The following is an 18,019-nucleotide window of genomic DNA, read 5'->3' as shown; positions in this document are numbered from 1 at the left end:
TCCTCGGTTAATTGGCCGGCGGGCAGACGCGGATGCGGTGACCATCCGGATCGAGCGCGACGAAGGTGCGGCCGAAGACCGCATTGAACGGCGGCTGCTCGATCGCGACATCGGCCGCGCGCCATTCGTCGTGAAGCCGGTCGATGGACGCATTGTCCTCCGCGACGATGGCGATTTCGCTGCGGTGTCCGGTGCCCGAGGAAACGAATTCCGAGGAACTGGTTGACCACAGGCCGAGGCCAAGGCCGTTCTCGAACCGGAATGCGACAAAGCCCGGGGACTGCGCCACCGGCGCATGGGCAAACAGCTTTTCGTAAAACAGGCCGCTTGCTGCTGCGTCTTCGACGTAGAGGATGAGGAGATTGGGAGCCGTCATGGGGATCGTCCTTTGTTTGCGTTGACGGGATAATCTTTAGGCGACACCGCTGCCAAAAACTGGCAGTATGTTGCCATGGCCCGATCCGAAAGACTGCTCGCTCTCCTCCAGGTCCTAAGACGCCACCGCCATGCGGTGAGCGGTGCCACGCTTGCCGGAGAACTCGGCATCAGCATCCGGACGCTCTACCGCGACATCGCCTCGCTCCAGGCGCAGGGTGCCGATATCGAGGGAGAACCCGGTGTCGGCTACATCCTGCGCCCCGGCTTCATGCTCCCGCCCCTGATGTTCTCGCAGGGCGAACTGGAAGCCTTGATGCTCGGTTTCCGCTGGGTGCAAAAATTCGCCGACGCCCCCGTGACGAAGGCCGCGACGGACGCGCTTGCCAAGATTTCCGCGGTGCTGCCGGCGGAATTGCGCGAGGAGCTGGAGAATACGGCGCTGCTGGTCGGGCCGCGGCGCATCGTCGACAGCGAAATCGTCGATCTTGCCCTGATCCGCACGGCGATCCGGCGGGAGCGGAAGCTGCGGCTCTCCTATGCCGACAGTGTCGGCGCGCTTTCGGAGCGGACCATCTGGCCGGTGGCGCTCGGCTATTTCGAGGACACGCGGATGCTGGTTGCCTGGTGCGAATCGCGGCAGGGCTACCGGCATTTTCGCACGGAGCGGATGCTGGCGCTCGCCATGCTGGAGGAGCGCTTTCCGCGCAGGCGCGCGGCGATGCTGAAGGAATGGCGGGAGACGGAGGCCGGTCCGCGCCGGACAATCGCCGCCGAACCCGGCACGGACACTCCTTCGGCAAATGCAAAATCCCAACCATAAGAAATGGTTAAAAAACTTTAACCCTTTCCTCTGGACAAGCGGAATCACAATTGATTCATTAGGGTAGATTCGGGCGAGCGGCGCGCCGAATCACGAAAAGGTACAAGGTTTAAGACTATGGCGGACGCGCAACGAGGACGCGCAGCCGGCGGGTGGACTCGTCTCAAATTTCCGGGAATGGCGGCCTGGGAAGATGAACTGACGGGGCAGGCGAAGATATTCGCCGGACCTGCCGCACGGCATCTGACACGGGCCGAGCCCGTGCTGAAGCGGTCGATACCGATCCTGATCATCGCCTTCCTGTTCGTGGTGGCCATCTCGCGCATGGTCGGCATCCTGGTCGAGCACGACCGGATGGACACGAGCGTACGCGACACGACCTCGCTGACGGCCCTGGCCGTCGGCGCCGTCTTCTCCGGCCGCATGGCCGACAGCCTCGCAAAGTCCGACCGCATGGCGGTCGAGGCGGCGCTCACCCTCAACCTGCCGCAGGATCGCATGCAGCCGGGCGGGCTGGTGCTGTTCGTCGAAGAGAAGGGCCATGTCTTCGGCGCCTCGCTTGCGGCGGCGCAGTATGTGGGTCAGTCGCTCGCGCGCTTCTCGCCCGAGCTTGCGGCGAGCCAGTATTTCGGCGAGCAGGCCGGCGTCTTCCGCGCCCGCATCGGCGGCGACGAATATTACGCCTCGCTCGTGCAGATGCCCAAGAAGGGCGGCTTCATCATCGTCGCCAATCCGCTGGGGCAGCTCGCGGTGTTCTGGCGCGACGAGGTGGCGCTGAACGTCACGCTGTTCTCCGGCATTTCGGCGATCCTGCTCGTCATCCTCTACGCCTATTACATCCAGGCGAAGCGCGCCCGCGATGCGGATGCGATCTTCGCGGAATCCAACCTGCGCGTCGAGACTGCGCTTGCCCGCGGCCGCTGCGGCCTGTGGGATTTCGACCTCACCAGCCGACGGCTGTTCTGGTCGCGCTCCATGTATGAAATGCTCGGCATGCCGGCGCGCGACAGCGTGCTGTCCTTCGGCGATGCTGCGCGCCTGATGCATCCCGACGACGACGGCATTTACCAGGTCGCGCGTGCGGTCGCCCGTGGCGAGGCCAAGCAGGTCGATCAGGTGTTTCGCATGCGTCATGCCGAGGGGCATTACGTTTGGCTGCGCGCCCGCGCCCAGCTCATCCGCATGGCCTCCGGCCGCATGCACATGATCGGCATCGCCATGGACGTGACCGAGCAGCATCGCCTCGCCCAGCGTTATCAGGAAGCCGACCAGCGGCTGGCCGACGCCATCGAATGCACGTCCGAAGCCTTCGTTCTGTGGGACAAGAGCGACCGGCTCGTCATGTGCAATGCGCATTACCAGCAGGCCTACGGCCTTCCCGACGACGTGCTGGTGCCCGGCACCGAGCGCGCGGCGGTGCATGCTGCTGCCGCCCGCCCGGTCATCGAGCGGCGCATCGCCGATGCGGATGGCACCGGCGCCTCGCAGACCAGCGAAGTGCAGCTTGCCGACGAGCGTTGGCTGCAGATCAACGAGCGGCGCACGCGCGACGGCGGCCTCGTCTCCGTCGGCACCGATATTACCATGATGAAGCGCCACCAGGTGCGCCTGCGCGAATCCGAGCGCCGGCTGATGGCGACCATCGGCGACCTTTCGGCCTCCCGCGCCAAGCTGGAGCGGCAGAAGTCGGAGCTCTCCGTCGCCAACGCCAATTACCAGGCGGAAAAGGAACGCGCCGAGGCGGCGAACCGCGCCAAATCCGAATTCCTCGCCAACATGTCGCATGAGCTGCGCACGCCGCTCAACGCCATCCTCGGCTTTTCCGAAATCCTGCAAAACCAGATGTTCGGCCCGATCGGCTCGGACAAGTACCGCGAATATTCCCGCGACATCCACGAAAGCGGCAAACACCTCCTGAACGTCATCAGCGATATCCTCGACATGTCGAAGATCGAGGCCGGCCATATGCGCGTGAGCTGCGAGACGATCGACCTGGCGCCCTTGATCGAGGAGACCCTGCGCCTCACCATGTTGCAGGCGGAGAAGAAGCAGATCCAGGTGCGCCAGGCCTATCCGGACAACCTGCTGACGGTCGCCGATCGGCGCGCCATGAAACAGATCCTGCTGAACCTCCTGTCGAACGCCATGAAGTTCACCAATGCCGGCGGCGAGGTGGAAGTGCGGGCGCGCCGGGTGGATGGCGCGGTGACGCTCACCATCGCGGATACCGGCATCGGCATCCCGAAATCCGCGCTCCAGAAGATCGGCCAGCCCTTCGAGCAGGTGCAGAGCCAGTACGCCAAGAGCAAGGGCGGCTCCGGCCTCGGCCTCGCCATCTCCCGCTCCCTTGCCCACCTGCATGGCGGCGCCATGCGCATCCGCTCGCTGGAAGGCAAGGGCACGATCATCTCCGTGCGCATCCCCGACCGGGAACGCCTGGCGGCGCTGCATCTCGTGGCGGCTTGAAGACCGCGGCGGTCAGCCCTTGACCGTCGCCTGGAAGATCTTGCGCACCGCCTTGGACAGCCGGCGGATTTCGGCTTCCAGCGTGCGCAGGTCCGGGCAGTCGCCGGCGCGGCAGACGAGGTCGATGAGGCCGGCGGGGGCTTCCTTGGGGTCGAAGCCGCCGTCGATGCAGAGACGCACGATCTGCGAGATCTCCGTATAGAGTGTCAGCGCCTTTTGCACCGTGTCGAGGTCGTTGGGGTCCATCATTTCGGCACCTAGCAGCGCCAGCGCATCGGCCGTCGGCAGCACCTTGTCCGGCTGGGTCGCGCCCTTCGCCGGCGCGACGAGCGCCAGGAACTGGGCGATGAACTCGATGTCGATCAGCCCGCCCGCGATGAGCTTCAAGTCCCAGATGTCCTTCGGCGGCTTTTCCTGGTCGATGAGCGTGCGCATTTCGGCGACGTCCTTGGCGATCTTTCCGACCTCGCGCTTGCGCCCGAGCACGGAGGCGAAAATCGCCTGCGCCTCCGCCGCAAGGCTCTCGTCGCCTGAGAGCACGCGGGCGCGGGTCAGCGCCATGTGCTCCCAGGTCCAGGCCTCCTCCATCTGGTATTTGGCAAAGGAGGTGATGCGGGTCGCGACCGGGCCTTTGTTGCCGGAGGGGCGCAGCCGCATGTCGACCTCATAGAGCACGCCTTCTGCCGTCGGGGCAGAGAGCGCCGCGATCAGCCGCTGTGTGATGCGGGTAAAATATTTGATGTTGTCGAGCGGCTTGGCGCCGTCCGATTCGAAGGCGTCGCCGTCGTGGTCGTAGAGCAGGATGAGGTCGATGTCGGAGCCGGCGGTCAGCTCGAAACTGCCGAGCTTGCCCATGCCGACCAGCGCCACGCGCCCGCCGGGGAATTTGCCATGCGCCGCCTCGATTTCCTCCAGCACGGCCTTCAGCGCGGCGGCGACGATGAGGTCCGCGACATGGGTCAAGGCGCGGGCGGCCTGCCTGCCGGTGATCGCCCCGGTCAGGAGCCGGATGCCAATCAGGAAGCGCTGTTCGGCGGCGATGATGCGCAGGCGGTCGAGGATTTCCTCATAGTGCCGGGCGCCGGAGACGAAACCATCGATGCGCTCGGACAGGTAGGCGCGCGTCGGCAGTTCGGCGAGCAGGCTCGGGTCGAGCATGCCGTCGAAGACATGGGGTTTTGCCGCGATCACCTCGGCAAGCCGTGGCGCCGACGACATGATGTTGACGATGAGGGAAAGCAGCGCCGGATTGTTGCCGAGCAGCGAGAAGAGCTGGATGCCCGCGGGCAGGCCGGAGATGAAACTGTCGAAGCGCAGCAGCGCCTCGTCCGCCCGCTTGCTCTCGCCGAAGACGCTGAGCAGCTGCGGCGTCAGCTCCGTCAGCCGCTCGCGCGCCTCGACGGACTGGGTGGCGCGGTATCGGCCGTAGTGCCAGGTGCGGATGGTGCGGGAAATGTCGGCGGGGCGCTCGAAGCCGAGACGCTTCAGCGTCTCCAGCGTATCCGGATCGTCCTTCTGGCCGGTGAAGACGAGATTGCCGGTCTCCGACGAGAGTTTCGCCTCCTGCTCGAACAGCGCCGCATAACGCCGCTCGACGGTCTTCAGCACCGAAACGAGTTTTGCGGAAAAGCCGGCCGTGTCCTCGAACCCCAGCATGAAGGCGATGCGCTTCAGCTCGGCTTCCGTTTCCGGCAGGAGATGCGTCTGCTCGTCGCGGACCATCTGGATGCGATGCTCGACATCGCGCAGGAACCAGTAGGCTTCGGTCAGTTCCCCGGCCGTCGCCTCGTCGATCCAGTTGGCCTTCGCCAGTTCCGAAAGCATCGGCTCGGTGGCGCGCAGCCTGAGCGCCGGCACGCGGCCGCCGGCGATCAGCTGCTGGGTCTGCACGAAAAACTCGATCTCGCGGATGCCGCCGCGGCCGAGCTTGACGTTGTGGCCCTTCACCGCGATCTCGCCATGGCCCTTGTGCACATGGATCTGCCGCTTGATCGAATGGATGTCGGCAATCGCCGCGTAGTCGAGATATTTGCGGAAGACGAAGGGCACGAGGTCCTTGAGGAAGGCCTCGCCGGCCTTGATGTCGCCGGCGATCGGCCGCGCCTTGATGAAGGCGGCGCGCTCCCAGTTCTGCCCCCTGCCCTCGTAATAGAGCATGGCCGAATCGACCGAGATGGCAAGCGGCGTCGCGCCCGGATCGGGCCGGAGGCGCAGGTCGGTGCGGAAGACGTAACCGTCGCCGGTGCGCTCCTGCATGATGCGGATCAGCCGGCGCACGAGGCGGGAAAAGGTCTCGACGGCTTCGTTCGCATCGACCGCGATCTGCGCCATCGGATCGAAGAAGATGACGAGGTCGATATCGGAGGAATAGTTGAGTTCCGAGGCACCGAGCTTGCCCATGCCGAGCACGATGAGGCCCGATCTTTCGCTCGGATGCGCGGGATCGGGCAGCTTCAGCTTGCCGCTGTCATGCGCCGACAGGAGGAGATGGTCGATGGCGGCGGAGGTTGCCGCGGTCGCAAGGTCGGTCAGCAGCGCAGTCGTCCGGCGCGCGTCGAAAATGCGGGCAAGGTCGGCGAGCGCGGTGAGGAAGGCGACCTCGCGCTTGGCGACGCGCAGCCGGGTCATCAGCACGGCTTCCGTCACCTCGCCGGCCGGCTGCCAGGCGTTTCGCGCACGATCGATCGCGGCGTCGATGGCGGGCAGGATCGGATCTTCGAGCGCGCGGACGAGCAGGCCGGGGTCGATGCGCGCGGTGTCGCGCAGATAGGGCGAGAGGGAAAAGGCCGCGATGATGAAGTCCTTGAGCGGCCCGTCCTCACCGAGGAGCTTGGCGATGGCGGCGTGGTCCCTGCCCCAATCCTTGAGATCGGAGAGCACCGACTTGACCTCCGCCTGGCTCAAAGGCCGAATCGGGCTGGTCGAAAGATCGGAAAACCGCGTCGTTTCCGTTGCGCTCATGATGTCTCCTCAGCAAGAGCTTTTGCTCGCTCGTTGCCGAAGAGCTGTATCAGTCCATAACGACGGGGAAAACCATGCGGACCGTCAGCCCCCGATTGTTTTCCCGCTCTGGATGGGTGGAATCGAGCTCCAGCCTACCGTGATGCATCTCCATGACGGCGACGGCGAGCGACAGGCCGAGGCCGGTGCCGGGCTTCGAGCGGCTGGCATCGAGGCGCACGAAGCGCTTCACCACATCGTCGCGCTTCTCCTCCGGCACGCCAGGGCCACTGTCGGAAACCGAGAGCACGACGTCGCCCTCCCGCAGCGCAAGCGAAATGCGGATTTCCGGCTCGCCGCCGCTGCCCTCGGCATATTTCACCGCATTGTCGATGAGGTTGCCGAGCGCCTGGCCGACGAGTTCGCGATTGCCCTTGATCTCGATACCGTCGGCAATCTCCGTCACGAGCTTCAACCCGCAATCCTCGGCCACCGGCTCGTAGAGTTCGGCGCTGTCGTGCGCGATGCCGCTGATGTCGATGGCGCTCATTTCCGCCGGCGCCTGGCCGGCCTCGACGCGGGAGATCATCAAGAGCGCATTGAAGGTGCGGATGAGCTGGTCGGATTCGGTGATCATCTCCTCCAGCGCCGTGCGGTGATCGGTCTTCTCGCCGCCGGCAAGCGCCGCCTCCGCCTTGTTGCGCAGCCGCGTCAGCGGCGTCTTCAGGTCGTGCGCGATATTGTCGGAAACCTGCTTCAGGCCCTCGTTCAGCTTCTCGATGCGGCCGAGCATGGTGTTGAGCGATTCGGACAGGCGGTCAAACTCGTCGCCGGAACCGCTCGTCGGCAAGCGCTGCGAGAGGTCGCCCGCCATGATGCGCTGGCTGGCGCCGGACATGCGGTCCATGCGCTTCAGCGCATTGCGGCCGATGAGATACCAGATGGCGAGCGCGCCGACGCCCATGACGCCGAGCGCCACCATCAGCGCCTGGCGCACAAGGTTGCGGAAATTCTCCGGCTCGCCGAGGTCGCGGCCGACGAGCACGCGAAGCCCGTTGGACAGCACGCTCACCTGCGCATAGGCCATGGGGCGGTTGTTGCCGCGCGCCTCCTCCTGATAGCGCTGATAGCGGAACGGCGTCTCCGTCCAGCCCTCGGTGTCCAGCACGCCCGGTTGCAGCGAAGCCACGTTGCCGGCCAGCACCTCGCCCGTCGGGCTGGCGATGACGTAGAGATTGGCGCCCGGCTGGCGGGAGCGCCGCTCCAGCGTGCGCAGCAGGCCGTTCATGCCATTGTTGTCGAAGACGCGCTCGATCTGTTCGGTCTCCTGCGCCACCGCCTCGCGCATCTGCTGCTGCAGCAGGTTTTCCGACATGGAGGAGACGTAGAAGACGAGGAAGGCCGCGCAGGTGGCAAACAGCAGCAGATATACCGCGGAAAGGCGCACCGCCGTGGTTCGGTAGAGAGCGGTCAGCCGGCCGAGCATCCGATGCATGAGGTCAGCCCGCCGCCTCGTCCTTCATCATGTATCCGGCGCCGCGCACCGTGCGCAGCAACGGCTGGTCGAAATCCTTCTCGATCTTCGAGCGCAGCCGCGAGACATGAACGTCGATGACATTGGTCTGCGGGTCGAAATGATAGTCCCAGACATTTTCCAGCAGCATGGTGCGCGTCACCACCTGGCCGGCATTCTTCATCAGATATTCGAGCAAACGGAATTCGCGCGGCTGGAGCAGGATCTCCTTGCCGGCGCGCTTGACGGTGTGGGAGAGCCGGTCGAGCTCCAGGTCGCCGACGCGGTACACCATGTCCTGCTCCGGCGTGCCCTTGCGGCGGCCGAGCACTTCGACACGGGCGAGAAGCTCGCTGAAGGCATAGGGTTTCGGCAGGTAATCGTCGCCGCCGGCGCGAAGCCCGGTCACCCGGTCGTCGACCTGGCCAAGCGCCGAGAGGATCAGCACGGGCGTGTGGATGTTGCGGCGGCGCAGCTCGGAGATGACCGAAAGGCCGTCACGGCGCGGCAGCATACGGTCGATGACCAGCACGTCATAGCCGTTTTCGGTGGCGAGGAAGAGGCCGCTCTCGCCGTCGCTCGCATGGTCGAGCACGATGCCCGCCTCGCGGAAGGCCTTCGAGAGATAGGCGGCCGCCTCCAGATCGTCTTCCACAATCAATATCTTCATCGTCCGGACCTTACAGCATGTTCAGCGGGACTTGGCTAGACGCGCGAAACCCCGATGCGGCAGCGCCGCGAAACCTTGCGATTTCGCGGCGCCGTGGATCGCGTTGACGGAGCCGTTCAGCCCTGGTCGATCGGCAGCGCCAGGAAGCGGCTGCCGTCATTGGTCTCGACCTGGAACAGCGCCTTGGAGCGGCCATCCTTGCGGGCGTTGTTGATGACCTTCACCACGTCGTCGGCAGACTTCACGGCCTGGTTGTTGACGGAGGTGATGCGGTCGCCTTCCTTCAGGCCGCGGTCGCTGGCGTCGGAGTCCGGGTCGACGGCGGAGACCGTCAGGCCCTTGTCGTCCGGGGTGACCGTGATGCCGAGATCGGCAAGCGCCTGCTCGCTGGCAGGGGCTTCCGGTTCGGCTTCCTCGGTGGTGCCGGTCGCGGCCTGGATCTGCTCGCCGGCAAGCGTGCCGATCTCGACCGAGACGTTCTGCGCCTTGCCATCACGCCAGACCGAAACGTCGACCTTGGTACCGGGCGACATGTCGGCGACACGGCGGGCGAGGTCACGCGGGTCCTTGACCGGCTCGCCGTCGAGCGCCGTGATCACGTCGCCCTTCTGGATGCCGGCCTTGGCGCCGGGCGAGTCCGTCTGCGGCTCGACGACGAGGGCACCGGCGGCGTCCGCGAGGCCGAGCGAGTCGGCGATGTCGCGGCTCACCGGCTGGATCTGCACGCCGAGCCAGCCGCGGTCGACCTTGCCGTCCTTCATCAGGTCGGCGACGACGCCCTTGGCGACCGAAGCCGGAATGGCGAAGGCGATGCCGACATTGCCGCCCGACGGCGAGAAGATCGCGGTGTTGATGCCGACGACCTGGCCGTTGAGGTTGAAGGTCGGGCCGCCCGAATTGCCGCGGTTCACGGCGGCGTCTACCTGGAGGTAGTCGTCATAGGGGCCAGAGCCGATATCGCGGCCGCGGGCCGAGATGATGCCGGCCGTTACCGTGCCGCCGAGGCCGAACGGGTTGCCGACAGCGACGACCCAGTCGCCGACGCGGATCTGGCTGTCATCGGCGAAGCTCACATAGGTGAACTTGCGCTTGTCCTTGTCGTCGACCTTCAGCACGGCGAGGTCAGTGCGGCTGTCCTTGCCGATCAGCTTGGCATCGAGTTCGGTGCCGTCGTTCATGACGACGGTGAAGGCCGAACCGTCATTGACGACGTGGTTGTTGGTGACGATATAGCCGTCTTCGGAGATGAAGAAGCCGGAACCCTGCGAGGTCGGGCGCAGGTGCGGCTTGCGGTCACGACGATCGCCGAAGCGGCGATCCGGGCCGCGGTCGCCGCGGAAGCCGTCCTGGCCGCCGAACTCGCGGAAGAAGCGCTTCAGCGGGTGGTTGTCCGGCAGCTCGTCGAGATCGCGACCGCCGAAATTGAAGCTAAAGTTGTTGCCGCCCTCATCGGAAGCCGGCTTGATATCTGACTGGACGCGAACGGAAACCACGGCCGGCGAGACGGCCTGGACGACGTCGGCGAAGCTCGCGACCTGCGGCGCCTGCACGGAAACAGCCTCGGCAAAACTCTCGGTAACGCGGGCGGGAATGCCGGTCGCGAGCATCACGGCCGCAAGTCCGGCGACGGTGGTCGTCTTCAGTACGGTCTTGAGGTTGGGACGGAATGCTGAAATCTTGGACATTCTTTGCACCTTTTCTCTCACTTCATGGCCGCGTTCGGCAGCCGATGGAGAAGAGATAGGCTCGCGCACATTACGGCGCACTATCCGCAGCATGAATTTTTCGTAATGTTGGAGAATTCCGGGTCAAAGCAATTCCAGCAAAAGTGCGGAACGCGGTTTTGCGTCCGGAATTGCGCGAAAAAAAGAGGTAGGGCGTTTTCGCGATTCGAAGAAAAGCGGAAATGCTCTAGTCGCGCTTAAGTGCGCGTTCGAGCTCGGCCTTTTCCGCCTCGGAAAGCGGCGTGCCCGTCGGCTTGCCGCCGCGCTTGCGCACGAACAGCACCATCGCCGCCGCCCCCGCGATGAACAGCACGATCGGCGCGCCCCAGAGCAGCAGCGTTTCGCCACGCAGGCGCGGGTTCAAAAGCACGAATTCGCCATAGCGCGAAACGACATAGTTGATCACCGCCTCGTCGCTGTCGCCGTCCTTCAGCCGCTCGCGCACGAGGAGGCGCAGGTCGCGGGCGAGCTCGGCATTCGAATCGTCGATCGACTGGTTCTGGCAGACCATGCAGCGCAGCTGAGAAGACAACGCACGCGCACGCGCCTCCAGCGCCGGATCGGGAAGCACCTCGTCCGGATTGACGGCAAAAGCTGGGAATGCCGCAAGCAGGAACGCTGCGGCAAGCAGCAGGCGGCGCATCATTCCGCCGCCTCCAGCGCCGGCTTCACCTTGCGCACCTTCTGCGGCGCACCGACGCGCAGGCGCCGGTCGCAGAGCGAAACGACGCCGCCCACCATCATGATCAGCGCGCCGAGCCAGATGCACAGGATCATCGGCTTCCACCAGACGCGCACGACGATGCCGCCGTCCGCCATCGCATCGCCGAGCGACACATAGAGCTGGCTGAAGCCGAAGGTGCGGATGCCCGCCTCCGTCGTCGGCATGCGGCGCGCGGTATAGAGGCGCTTGGAGGACCAGACGTCGGTCACCGTCACGCCGCCGCGCGCCACCGTGAAGTGGCCCGATTCTTCGGAATAGTTCGGCCCCTGCCCGCGGCGCATGCCGTCGAAGGTCAGCACATAGCCGCCCGCCTCGACCTGCATGCCGGGCTTCATCTCCACGACATGTTCGGTCTCGAAGGCCGTCACCGCGATGACGCCGATCACCATGACGCCGACACCCATATGGGCGAGTGCGGCCCCGAAGGCCGAGCCCGGCAGGCCGATGAAACGGCGGAAGGCGACATTGCGCGCCACCTTGCCGAGACCGGCGCGCAGCCAAAGATCGGTGATCGCCCCGGCGATCATGTAGAAGCCGATGGCAAGCCCGAAATAGGCCAGTACCGGCCCGCCATTCTGCGCATAGACCACCGCCGCCGCCAGCAGCAGCCCGACGCCGACCGCCGCAAACAGCCGTTGGCCTGCCGCAAGCACATCACCGCGCTTCCACGCGAGCAGCGGCCCGAACGGCACCGCCAGCAGCAGCGGCAGCATCAAGAGGCCGAAGGTCAGGTTGAAGAAGGGTGGGCCGACGGAGATTTTCTCGCCCGTCAGCGCTTCCAGCACCAGCGGATAGAGCGTGCCGGTCAAAACGGTTGCCGCCGCGGTCGTGAGGATCAGGTTGTTGAGGACAAGCGCGCCCTCGCGCGAAATCGGCGCGAAAAGCCCGCCGGCCTTCAACGTCGCGGCCCGGAAGGCGAAAAGCGACAGCGCGCCGCCAATGAAGAAGACGAGGATCGCCAGGATGAAAACGCCGCGCGTCGGGTCCGTCGCGAAAGCATGCACCGAGGTGAGCACGCCGGAGCGCACGAGGAAGGTGCCGAGCAGCGACATGGAGAAGGTAAGGATGGCGAGCAGCACCGTCCAGATCTTCAGCGCCTCGCGCTTTTCCATGACGAGCGCGGAGTGCAGCAGCGCGGTGCCGGCAAGCCAGGGAATGAACGATGCATTCTCCACCGGATCCCAGAACCACCAGCCGCCCCAGCCGAGTTCATAATAGGCCCAGTAGGAGCCCATCGCGATGCCCGCCGTCAGGAAGCTCCAGGCGGCGAGCGTCCACGGCCGCACCCAGCGCGCCCAGGCGGCATCGATCCGCCCGTCGATCAGCGCCGCGATGGCGAAGGAGAAACAGACGGAGAAGCCGACATAACCGAGATAGAGCAGCGGCGGATGGATCGCGAGGCCGATATCCTGCAGCACCGGATTCAGGTCCTTCCCCTCGGCCGGCGCGGGGGAAAGCCGCAGAAAAGGATTGGACGTCAGAAGAATGAACAGCGCGAAAGCAGTCGAAATCAGGCCCTGCACCGCCAAGACATTGGCGCGCAGCCGCTCCGGCAGGTTGGCGCCGAAGGTGGCGACCAGCGCGCTGAAGAAGACGAGGATGAGCAGCCAGAGCAGCATCGAGCCCTCATGGTTCCCCCACACACCGGAGATCTTGTAGATCATCGGCTTCAGCGAATGCGAATTCTCCCAGACATTCGCCACCGAAAAATCGGAGACGACATAGGCGAAGGTCAGCACCGAGAAGGAGAAGAGCACCAGCAGGAAACCGGCAAGGGCCGCGGCGGGCGCCACCGCCATCAGCGAACGGTCGCCCCGGATGGTGCCGATCAGCGGCAGAACCGACTGGACGATCACCGTCGCCAGCGCCAGAACCAGGGCATAGTGTCCAAGCTCGATGATCATTTGATCGTTTCCTTGCCGGAGAGTTCCACGCCCTGCGCCTTCAGGCGGTCCGCCACGTCCTTGGGCATATAGGTCTCGTCATGCTTGGCGAGCACCGTATCGGCGACGAACAGCCCGTTCGCGCCGAAGGCGCCTTCCGCCACCACGCCCTGCCCCTCGCGAAACAGGTCGGGCAGGATGCCGGTATAGGTCACCGGCACCGTGGAGAGCGTGTCCGTCACCGTGAAGGTGATGGTCGAGCCCTCGCCGCGCTTCACCGTGCCGTTCTCGACGAGGCCGCCGAGCCGGATGCGCGTGCCGGGCGGCACATTGGCCTTGGCGAGATCGCCCGGCACATAGAAATAGGCGATCGACTGGCTGAAGGCGAACATGACGAGCAGCACCGCCGCGACCAGGAAGGCCACCCCGCCGCCGATCACCGCCAAGCGTTTCTGTTTGCGTGTCATTGTCCGCCGCCCTCAGCCGAAATCGATAGGTCCTTGGCCAGCGCCAGAAGCTGTTTGCCGTTCTCGCTCGCCGCCGGGAAGGTTTTCAGCGCCGTCTGTAGAGCAGCCTCGGCCTTCGGCCTTTGATCCAGCACAACATAGGAACGGATGATGCGCATCCATCCTTCGAAATTGTCGGGATTTTCCTGAAGTTTCGACGCAAGGCTTTCGACCATGCCGGCAATCATCTGCTGCCGGTCGCCCGTCGCCATGCCCTCCGCCGCCGCGACGTCGTCCGCCGTCGGATTGCCAAGCTGGTTTTCCCCCAGGGATGCGATATGCCGGTTGACCAGCGGCAGCCAGGGCGCATCCGCCGGCGCTTCCTTCGCCAGAGCCTCGAAGGCGGCGCGGGCTTCCGGCTTCTTGCCTTCCTGCTCCAGCGCCAGCGCGAGGTAATATTTTGCGCGCGGATTGTCCGCCTTCAGCTTCAGCGATTGTTCGAGCTGCACGCGCGCCTCGGCGGTCACAATGCCGTTCGCAAGCGCAATCAGCGTTTCCGCGTGACCGTCCAGCCGCTCCGGGCTGGCGCCAAGCAGGCGGATCGACTGGGAGAAGGCGTTCGCCGCATCCTCCATGCGCCCGCCGCGATAGTAGATCGGCGCCAGCAGGTCCCACCCCGCCCCATCCTGCGGGTTGCGCGCCAGATGGTTTTCGGCGCGCGCGATCAGCATGTTGATGTCGTTGCCGGGGTTTGCCAGGCGCTCTGCGAGCGGCTGGGCCGGAAGATCCGGCCGCCCGCCCGCGATGTAAAGACAGAGCCCGATGGCCGGTAGCATCACGATCACGAAGACCTGCGCCATCAGGTTGCGGCGCTCGGCCGGGCTTGCCCGGTCCTTCGCTTCGGCCTTGCTGGCGGCGATCAGCCGACGCGCCACTTCCGCCCGCGCAAGCTCCGCCTCGGTCGCGCCGATCAGGCCCGTCGCCTGGTCGCGCTTCAATTCTTCCAGCTGGTCGCGATAGACTTCCACGTCATGGCTGTCGTCGCCCGCAGCCGCCACGGGGCGGCGCAGCAGGGGAAGGAGCAGGACGGCGGCGACCGCGGCCGTCAGGATGGCGACAAGAATCCAGAAAAGCATGACAGATCAAATACTGGAACGCGCCGGCGTTTCCAATTCCCCAGGGAACAATGACGCAAATTTGAGGCGTTTCGCCGCAACCGTCAAAGCGTTATCAGGAAAGCGGCGTCCAGGCCCCGTCCGCATTGCGGCAGGCCGCCCCGCGCGTCGCGGTGTCGCGGCCGTCGACGGTCAGCGTGTGGCTGTACTGCCGGCAGTTCTGCGAGCCGACCTGGTAGGGCGCTGCCGCCACCACCGATCCGCTGACGCCCTTGCCCTGCCAGACGACCGGCTGTCCGCCGGGTGCGGCTTCAAGCGCGCGGTATTCAGCTTCGAGCGCCCGCTGCATGTCGGCCTTGGAAAGTCCGGCTGCGGCATTGCGGCTGACGAGCCCGCCCTGCAGCGCGGTGATGTACACGCCCGCGCCCGCCGGCACCGTGCCGCCGGTCTGCGTCTTGCCACCCGATGTGGTCGTGCATCCCGAAACCGTCGCTGCTGCCAGAAGGAAAGGGAAAAAGGCGCCGCGCAAACCCGTCTTCATCCGCTGGAACCGTCTCTCTTCACGCATGGGGCGGCACGCCGCCCGGCAATTCGTCCATCCCGCGATCCTCATATTCGCGAGCCCCTCCCTTGTTGCATTGTCCGCCGTCTCAGGCAACATCCTTTGTGACAGCCGGCAACACCAGGCGCGCCAGCAAACCGCCGCCGGAACCCCGCGAAAGCCCGAAGGTTCCCTGGTACTCCGACGCAATCTCGCTGACGATCGAAAGGCCGAGCCCGGTGCCCGGCTTGCTTTCGTCGAGCCGCTTGCCGCGCTTCATCGCCTCGCGGATCTCGCCCGGCTCCAGCCCCGGCCCGTCATCCTCGACCTCGATGACGATCCAGCTCTTGCGCGCGTCGTCGCTGCCACGCACCTCCGCCGGCGCGACGAAGGCCCGGATCTCCACGGTGGTGCGGGCATAACGCGCGGCGTTTTCGAGCAGGTTGCCGACGGTTTCCTCGACGTCCTGCTGCTCCATCGCCAGCACCAGATTGGGCGGATCGACGCCGAGCGGAAACTGCTTGTCGACATTGAGACGCCGCATCACGCGCACCAGCCGTTCCAGCACCGGCAGCGTCTCGGTGCGGGCGAGCACGGATTCACGCTGTGCGGCAATGCGCGCCCGGTTGAGATAGGATTGCACCTGGCTCTGCATGGCTTCCGCCTGCGTGCGCACGAGATCGCCCTGCGGGGCCGCCAGCAGGCGCGCTTCGTTGAGCAGCACGGCAATCGGCGTCTTCAGCGAATGGGCTAGGTTGCCGACCTGCATGCGCGCCCGCTCGACGATACGCCGGTTGCTGTCGATCAGCGCATTCACTTCGCTCGCCAAGGGCAGGATTTCACGGGGAAAATCACCGTCGAGCTGTTCGCTCTCGCCGGCCCGGATCTTCTCAAGCGCCTTGCGCGCCCGGTCGAGCGGTTTGAGGCCGATGAGGATCGCCGCCGCGTTGAGGAGCAGGCTGCCGAAACCGAAACCGGCAAGCGCCAGGTAGAGGCTGCCGGAAAAGTCGTCGATATCGGCCTCCAGCACATCGCGGTTGCCGACGACGCGAAAGCGTGCCGTGCGCCCCTCGCCGTCCAGCACCACTTCCGTCTCCCCCACTTCCACCTCGTTCCCGAAGGAATCGATGGTCGTGTAAAAACGCTCGTAGCGCGTATCGAAGGGAATGCTGTCCGTATCGGGGATCGGGATGCTGCCGATTCCGAGCGAGGAAGAGGTCAACGTCTCCGTCGCCAGCGCGCCACCGATCGGCTCAACGATCCAGTACCAGCCCGATTGCGGCTGGAAGAAGCGAAGGTCGCCGAGCTGCGGCGCGCCGGAAAGCCGGGTATTCTCGTCCGTCGAAACGGAATTGATGACGTTGTAGAGCTGCGCGCGCAAAAGATCGCGAAAACTCTTCTCCGCGCTCTGGCGGTAGAGCGTCGAGATGACGACGGCAATGACGATGAGGGCGACCGCCGCCCAGAGCGAGGCGAGAAGCAGAACGCGGAAGGTGAGCGAGCGGGAGCGCCTGGCGTTATTTGCCATTGGCGGGGGCTTGCATCCGGTAGCCGAGGCCGCGCACGGTCTCGATCAGGTCGACGCCGATCTTCTTGCGCAGGCGCCCGACGAAAACCTCGATCGTGTTGGAATCACGATCGAAATCCTGGTCGTACATGTGCTCGACCAGCTCCGTGCGAGACACCACCTCGCCCATATGGTGCATGAGGTAGGAGAGCAGCCGGTATTCATGCGAGGTCAGCTTCAGCGTCTCGCCGTTGACCGTCGCCTTGGAGCCCTTGGTGTCGAGCCGCACCGGCCCGCAGACGATGTCCGGGCTCGCATGCCCCGCGGCACGACGAATGAGCGCCCGAATTCGGGCCAAAACTTCCTCTACATGGAAGGGTTTAGCCACATAGTCGTCGGCGCCCGCATCGATGCCAGAGACCTTGTCGCTCCAGCGGTCGCGGGCGGTGAGGATGAGGACGGGCATGGTTTTCCCGTCGGCACGCCATTTTTCGAGGACGGTGATGCCGTCCATCTCCGGCAGGCCGATATCGAGGATGATGGCGTCATAGGGCTCGGTATCGCCGAGATAGTGGCCTTCCTCGCCATCGAAGGCTTGGTCCACCACGTAGCCGGATTCCTTCAGGGCTTCGCTGAGCTGCCGGCTCAGGTTGACGTCGTCCTCGACCACCAGGATGCGCATTCGGCCTCTTTCCTATCTCATTCCATCGCGAAAGGCTTTTGGAGGCCTTACATCGGTACGCGCACGGTCACCTTGCGCGGGCGGGCATTGCCCTTGCCGGGCACGAGCACCGTCACCACGCAGGTGTCGCCCTTCGGCTGCGCCGAGAGAAGCTCGCCTCCGGTCTGCTCCACCACCTGCGCCGCCGCGGCGCTGCAATCGCCGGCCACCGCGACGACATCCCGCGCGGTTCCCGTCTCGACGGGCCCCGGAAGGAGCAGGCTGGCCGCAAGCGCGGTTATGAGAAGTGGCGATGCCATGAACATACTTTCAGGTGCGGATCATTGTGATGCAAGCAATAAACGATCCTCGCTGAATGGCAAATGAATGCCCTGTGGACGATCCGGCCGCCATCACCGCACCCGCCGGCGCGCCGAAATCCGCCCGTAGAGCGCGATCAGGCCACCGATCGTGCCCACCGCCGACACCACGAGATCGGCCAATTCCCCCTCGTCGCCCGCCGTCACCTCAAGGCCCGCGGCGTTGGCCAGCGACGCGATTATCGCGATCAGCGCACCCCAGACGGTACGCGACTGATACCAGGCCTTCAGATCGTCGTTCATCGCTTTTT

The 18,019-nt window shown here is 65.3% G+C and carries 16 protein-coding genes; 2 read left to right on the top strand and 14 right to left on the bottom strand.

The features are described from left to right. Nucleotides 1-7: 7 nt before the first annotated feature. Entirely contained in the window at nt 8-376 is a 369-nt protein-coding gene (locus J2Y63_RS04335) for a VOC family protein (RefSeq protein WP_256120870.1), read from the bottom strand. A 75-nt stretch (nt 377-451) separates the two neighbouring features. Between J2Y63_RS04335 and J2Y63_RS04330 the strand changes: the two genes are divergently transcribed. Together J2Y63_RS04330 and J2Y63_RS04325 are read left to right on the top strand one after the other, a co-directional pair. Then, nucleotides 452-1,198: a helix-turn-helix transcriptional regulator gene (locus J2Y63_RS04330; protein WP_435265106.1), complete on the top strand. Its 747-nt coding sequence runs from the start codon at nt 452-454 to the stop codon at nt 1,196-1,198. A gap of 117 nt (nt 1,199-1,315) precedes the next feature. Next, on the top strand, nt 1,316-3,664 hold the full coding sequence (locus J2Y63_RS04325; RefSeq protein WP_435265105.1) for a PAS domain-containing sensor histidine kinase: 2,349 nt from the start codon (nt 1,316-1,318) through the stop codon (nt 3,662-3,664). Between the two features lie 12 nt (nt 3,665-3,676). On the opposite strand, the gene J2Y63_RS04320 is transcribed toward J2Y63_RS04325, so the two are convergent. The 13 genes from J2Y63_RS04320 to J2Y63_RS04260 all read right to left on the bottom strand — a co-directional run bounded on the left by J2Y63_RS04320 (nt 3,677) and on the right by J2Y63_RS04260 (nt 18,011). Continuing rightward, nucleotides 3,677-6,625, bottom strand: coding sequence for a bifunctional [glutamine synthetase] adenylyltransferase/[glutamine synthetase]-adenylyl-L-tyrosine phosphorylase (locus tag J2Y63_RS04320; protein WP_435265104.1), 2,949 nt, complete (start codon nt 6,623-6,625; stop codon nt 3,677-3,679). Nucleotides 6,626-6,674: 49 nt separating this feature from the next. Then, nucleotides 6,675-8,090, bottom strand: coding sequence for a sensor histidine kinase (locus J2Y63_RS04315; RefSeq protein ID WP_435265512.1), 1,416 nt, complete (start codon nt 8,088-8,090; stop codon nt 6,675-6,677). A gap of 13 nt (nt 8,091-8,103) precedes the next feature. Beyond that, the gene (locus J2Y63_RS04310; protein WP_435265103.1) at nt 8,104-8,787 is read right to left on the bottom strand and encodes a response regulator transcription factor; all 684 of its coding nucleotides are present in this window, start codon (nt 8,785-8,787) and stop codon (nt 8,104-8,106) included. A 116-nt stretch (nt 8,788-8,903) separates the two neighbouring features. Next, entirely contained in the window at nt 8,904-10,472 is a 1,569-nt protein-coding gene (locus tag J2Y63_RS04305; RefSeq protein WP_256120865.1) for a Do family serine endopeptidase, read from the bottom strand. 226 nt (nt 10,473-10,698) lie between these two features. Continuing rightward, a complete protein-coding gene (locus tag J2Y63_RS04300; RefSeq protein ID WP_435265102.1) occupies nt 10,699-11,157 on the bottom strand; it encodes a cytochrome c-type biogenesis protein in 459 nt (152 codons plus the stop codon). Then, nucleotides 11,154-13,139, bottom strand: coding sequence for a heme lyase CcmF/NrfE family subunit (locus J2Y63_RS04295; protein WP_435265101.1), 1,986 nt, complete (start codon nt 13,137-13,139; stop codon nt 11,154-11,156). The genes J2Y63_RS04300 and J2Y63_RS04295 overlap by 4 nt, the downstream gene beginning before the upstream one ends. Continuing rightward, on the bottom strand, nt 13,136-13,585 hold the full coding sequence (gene ccmE / locus J2Y63_RS04290) for a cytochrome c maturation protein CcmE (RefSeq protein WP_435265100.1): 450 nt from the start codon (nt 13,583-13,585) through the stop codon (nt 13,136-13,138). The genes J2Y63_RS04295 and ccmE overlap by 4 nt, the downstream gene beginning before the upstream one ends. Then, nucleotides 13,582-14,700 (bottom strand): c-type cytochrome biogenesis protein CcmI, encoded by a 1,119-nt coding sequence (gene ccmI / locus J2Y63_RS04285; protein ID WP_435265099.1) that lies wholly within the window; start codon nt 14,698-14,700, stop codon nt 13,582-13,584. Before ccmI ends, ccmE begins: the two co-directional genes overlap by 4 nt. A gap of 94 nt (nt 14,701-14,794) precedes the next feature. Further along, nucleotides 14,795-15,220 carry a hypothetical protein gene (locus J2Y63_RS04280; RefSeq protein ID WP_435265511.1) on the bottom strand — a complete coding sequence of 142 codons (426 nt, stop codon included), beginning with the start codon at nt 15,218-15,220 and terminating at the stop codon, nt 14,795-14,797. Between the two features lie 109 nt (nt 15,221-15,329). Further along, the gene (locus J2Y63_RS04275) at nt 15,330-16,748 is read right to left on the bottom strand and encodes an ATP-binding protein (RefSeq protein WP_435265098.1); all 1,419 of its coding nucleotides are present in this window, start codon (nt 16,746-16,748) and stop codon (nt 15,330-15,332) included. Then, nucleotides 16,738-17,409, bottom strand: a complete 672-nt coding sequence (locus J2Y63_RS04270; RefSeq protein ID WP_256120859.1) for a response regulator transcription factor — start codon at nt 17,407-17,409, stop codon at nt 16,738-16,740. The genes J2Y63_RS04275 and J2Y63_RS04270 overlap by 11 nt, the downstream gene beginning before the upstream one ends. Nucleotides 17,410-17,456: 47 nt before the next feature. Continuing rightward, nucleotides 17,457-17,708 (bottom strand): hypothetical protein, encoded by a 252-nt coding sequence (locus tag J2Y63_RS04265; protein WP_256120858.1) that lies wholly within the window; start codon nt 17,706-17,708, stop codon nt 17,457-17,459. Between the two features lie 93 nt (nt 17,709-17,801). Beyond that, complete coding sequence (locus tag J2Y63_RS04260; protein ID WP_435265097.1) at nt 17,802-18,011, bottom strand: hypothetical protein; 210 nt, start codon at nt 18,009-18,011, stop codon at nt 17,802-17,804. Between the last annotated feature and the right edge of the window lie 8 nt (nt 18,012-18,019).

It is taken from the genome of Shinella sp. BE166, assembly GCF_051201095.1.
Taxonomy (GTDB): domain Bacteria; phylum Pseudomonadota; class Alphaproteobacteria; order Rhizobiales; family Rhizobiaceae; genus Shinella; species Shinella lacus.
The sequence above is the reverse complement of the archived record's forward strand: the minus strand, read 5'-3'. Positions and strand labels throughout refer to the sequence as shown.